We start from the raw sequence: 3,256 nt of genomic DNA on the forward strand, positions 1-3,256 counted from the left end.
AATCGCCTTATTAACAGAACACTTTTTCTTATTTAGTATCTTTTCTGCTAACTTAATTACCTGCTCCACATTTGCTAATACCATCTGTCACCTCTTTAATATATCTAACTTTCCAACCATTTTTAGTAGTCTTTCCTGTTCTTGCTAGACGAGTAATATAAAGTTCTGTAAAATATAAACATTTACTTGCTTCGACAGCACTGACAAATATTTTACTCTCTCCAGTAATGATGTTAGTACACTCTACTTTCTTACTTTTTCTTCCTTGTCCTTTGGAATTTATTCTAGCAATTAAATTTTTTTGTTTATTTTTATTTATCATTTCTCTTAGATTACATTCAATATCTCCTATATCTTTAGTTTCCAAAAACGTTCCAGCATCTACCCAAACTTTAGCCATATCTTCGCCCCCTCCTTATTCAACTGGCATTTCAAATATTTTCTCTTGTTTATGTCTAACTCTACAAGAATCTATATAATCAGTTCTTACTCCATTTTCAATAAACTTCTGTATTTCATTTAACACCTGTATAGCTCTTTCTTCTGATTTATATCTACCTATTTCTCTAGCATTTGATTCCTCTTCAAACACTGCACATACTTGTTTATTACTTATTTCAACTCTATTAACTCTCATTAAATCTAATCTATCTTGACTTCTAATTATTATCATTTCTATCCCTCCAATTTATTTAATTTATTTTAACTTCTAGGAAGTAAGATTGTATAATTACTCCCTAGACTATTTAATTTAACCGAACTTTTCTTTCTGACTTTTCTTTATAATTTTATCTAGTTCATTCTCTGAATATTGAGTAAATGTTTGTTCAAAATTAGCAAATTTATTTTTACTCAACTTATTATTAGGTCCTTTTGTTCTTTTCTTATTTTCTTGCTGTAATCTATATGATTCCAGTTGTTCGTATGTAGTAATATTCGCATCCTTCCACTTTTTAAGGATACCTTTTAAGTAAGCTAGATTCATATTCATCTTTTCAGCACATATCTCTATAGCAGATTTGAATAATCTTATATCTACATCACTAGAAATTTCTATTAACCATTCCCCTGTAACCGGATATACCACTCCTATATTTTCTTCATACAGCTTCTTAAATTCTTTTAACTCATTTTTTCCCTGTTCTTCACAAATTAACGGTTCTACTTTTTCTTTTTGTTTTTCTTTTTCTTTTTGTTTTTCTTTTTCTTCTTCTTTTTCTTTTTCTTTTTCTTTTTGTTTTTCTTTTTCTTTTTCCCCATAGTCTATAGATACTGTATCGATACTGTATCCATAGTCTATACATACTCTATACATATACTCCCTAAACTCTTTATTTTTAATGCTTTCAACCTCTTTTAAGATACAAGTACGTACTTTTGGACTTTTAGAAAAATTATGTTTACTCCAATTAATTATTAAAATTTCTTTAGTCGCAGAATCATATTTTATTTTTCCGTATTCTATAAATCTTTTGATTAACTTCTCTACAGTTTCTCTATTGTACCCTGTTTGCATTTCCATAATTTTGTATGGCAGTTCATAACACCCACATTGGCTCGCTCTCCCATTTGTAAGTAAATAATTATAAAAATATTTTTCTTCAGGAGTTAAATCTAGTACAAAAGCATCATCCCAAAAGTTAGCTTGTAAAATTCTATATTTTGCCACTCTATCACCTTCTTACTCAATATTTATATTTTCTTCAGCACTTATTTGACTATCTTCTGTATCTTCACTCTCTTTTACTTCAAAATCAACATCTATACTCTCACTTTCATCTACAACCATACTCATGTCTTCATCTATTTCAGTTTTTATTGTTTCATCACCTACCATAGCCTTTTGCAATTCTATACTAAGTGGTGCATATTTTAATAACTGTTTTATAACTGTCTTTTTAGCCATTGAATCAAAATCAGTTTGCCATGGTCCACTGCTGTAACTTTTGCTTTTACTCTTAGCAAATTCTACAATTTCCTCTTTAGTCATAAAAGAAAAGCTATGACCGCCTGTATCTAAATGACATACTGCATAATATCCAATTATTTCTCCTCTATCACCGTTTAACTTAGGTTCATGAACTAAGTCTTGGTGAAGACCATATTTAATCTCAAACTTGTCGTTTTCCCTTATTTTATGAGCATATATAGTTTTTATCTTTCCACTTCTTTGTGCTAATTCTAAAAGACCTTTATATCCAATTTGGAATTGTACCTTCTTACCATATGGTATTAAATATGCTTGACCTAAAGGTGTGTTAGGCTCAAGTCCTAATTGAGCTGATTCCATCATTGCTGCTATAAAACTCATAGGCTCACATGATTGTAACCTTGGATTGTTACTAAAAGCTGTTAGGGCAACTCTTTGAAACCTCTCACTTGAAACCATACTAGGTAAAGCTTTTTTTATCTGACTTGCCATTTTATTCATAAGTTGTTCCATACCTTTGCTTGGACTTACTTTAACTGTACTTGTTCCTGAAACTTTCTTTTCTAATGCTCCTTTTGCTTTTTCACTAGCCATATATATTACCCCCTATTTTATTTTAAATGTTCTGTATGAACTTATATTTGTATATTTTTCTGCTATATCAGGCATTTCTTCTCTAAGCTTTTTGGTATCAATGGACCTTTTGGTAGCTCCTTTCCAAGTTATTATTCTTCCGTCTAATGTAGCTAACTCAAACTCTCTCATTTCGCTTTGTATTTCTTGTTCTATTAATTGTTTTTCTCCTTTTAATTTCTTCATTTGAGAAACTATTTCATCATATCTTCTTAACTTTAAACTACCATCTTCTAGTAAATTTAGTTCTATTTTCTCTCTAACTGAGTCTTTATATCTTGCTTTTAGAAATTCACTATAAGCATCTGAACCATCAGGAATTGGTAATATATCTTTTAATACATTCTCTTCCCAAAACTCACTCTCTATTTTCATCAGATTTTCAATTACTTCTTCATCTCTATTTATCTTGTGCCATACAAACTTTTCATTTCCAAGAAGTGCTGCTATATAACAATGTGTAGCTCCTGTAACAGCCATATAGTGTAGACACTGTATTTCATAATGAAGTGGAACTCCATTTTCCCATTCTTTTATAGAAAAACTATTAGTTGTCTTACATTCTAAAAAGGCTTTCTCTCCAACTATTGCTCTATCTATATTAGCTATTGCAAAAGGATACTTTTCATTTTTCAACATTCCATTTACATTACGGACCTTAAGACCAGTTTCTTCTGTAAAAAGTTCTGCAAC

At 30.1% G+C, this 3,256-nt stretch carries 5 protein-coding genes; all 5 read right to left on the bottom strand.

What is annotated here, in order from left to right; translation table 11 throughout:
* Positions 1 to 52: 52 nt before the first annotated feature.
* Positions 53 to 400, bottom strand: a complete 348-nt coding sequence (locus KGF50_RS20895) for a hypothetical protein (protein WP_227849839.1) — start codon at positions 398 to 400, stop codon at positions 53 to 55.
* Positions 401 to 415: 15 nt separating this feature from the next.
* Complete coding sequence (locus tag KGF50_RS20900) at positions 416 to 673, bottom strand: hypothetical protein (protein ID WP_227849840.1); 258 nt, start codon at positions 671 to 673, stop codon at positions 416 to 418.
* 78 nt (positions 674 to 751) lie between these two features.
* Positions 752 to 1,669 carry a DnaD domain protein gene (locus tag KGF50_RS22620; RefSeq protein WP_227849841.1) on the bottom strand — a complete coding sequence of 306 codons (918 nt, stop codon included), beginning with the start codon at positions 1,667 to 1,669 and terminating at the stop codon, positions 752 to 754.
* 12 nt (positions 1,670 to 1,681) lie between these two features.
* The gene (gene recT, locus KGF50_RS20910) at positions 1,682 to 2,524 is read right to left on the bottom strand and encodes a recombination protein RecT (RefSeq protein WP_227849842.1); all 843 of its coding nucleotides are present in this window, start codon (positions 2,522 to 2,524) and stop codon (positions 1,682 to 1,684) included.
* 12 nt (positions 2,525 to 2,536) lie between these two features.
* A partial coding sequence (locus KGF50_RS20915) for a YqaJ viral recombinase family protein (protein ID WP_227849843.1) occupies positions 2,537 to 3,256 on the bottom strand: 720 nt, incomplete at its 5' end.

The sequence above is a fragment of the Clostridioides sp. ZZV15-6598 genome (assembly GCF_020657705.1).
Taxonomy (GTDB): Bacteria; Bacillota; Clostridia; order Peptostreptococcales; family Peptostreptococcaceae; genus Clostridioides; species Clostridioides difficile_F.

Coding starts and splice junctions, on each gene's coding strand:
- KGF50_RS20895 (WP_227849839.1), bottom strand. CDS start 400: ATGGCTAAAGTTTGGGTAGATGCTGGAACGTTTTTGGAAACTAAAGAT.
- KGF50_RS20900 (WP_227849840.1), bottom strand. CDS start 673: ATGATAATAATTAGAAGTCAAGATAGATTAGATTTAATGAGAGTTAAT.
- recT (WP_227849842.1), bottom strand. CDS start 2,524: ATGGCTAGTGAAAAAGCAAAAGGAGCATTAGAAAAGAAAGTTTCAGGA.